1 protein-coding gene is annotated in these 430 nt (G+C 32.1%); it reads left to right on the top strand.

Annotated features, from left to right (window positions below; all coding sequences use genetic code 11):
- Window positions 1-65: 65 nt before the first annotated feature.
- A partial coding sequence (locus ACYVTD_RS17035) for a hypothetical protein (RefSeq protein ID WP_461248831.1) occupies window positions 66-430 on the top strand: 365 nt, incomplete at its 3' end.

Genomic DNA, 430 nt, shown 5'->3' with positions numbered 1-430 from the left:
ATATATAGGCGTCTGACCATTTAAAAGTGGTTAGGCGGGAAAAACTATAAGTATGGAGTGGAGTAATGAAAAAAGAACAGACAGAAAAATTGGATTCTCTTAAAAAAAGACTAAAAAGAAAATTTGTCGAAATGGCGGAACCAATGAAACAAGTTGATTATACGCGCGAAAATTATAATAAGCTGTTTTCTAATAATAAAGTATTAACGCCAATTGGCGAGGTAAATATGGGAAAACATCAATTTGAAAAACTTAAAACGAATGATCGTGAAAACCTTCTTGGCGCAATGTATCAGACGTTGACAAATCCTATAGCTATTATAAATAAAGATGACAATGGAAAAAAAGCGCAATTGTATTCAAAATCATTTAAGAGTGATAAAGAAAAATTAAAAGGAGTAATGTCCGCTGTTGTTGTTATAGACGGGGT

It is taken from the genome of Treponema sp. R6D11 (genome assembly GCF_054786075.1).
Note: the sequence above shows the minus strand (reverse complement) of the source record. Positions and strands in the feature narration are given on the sequence as shown.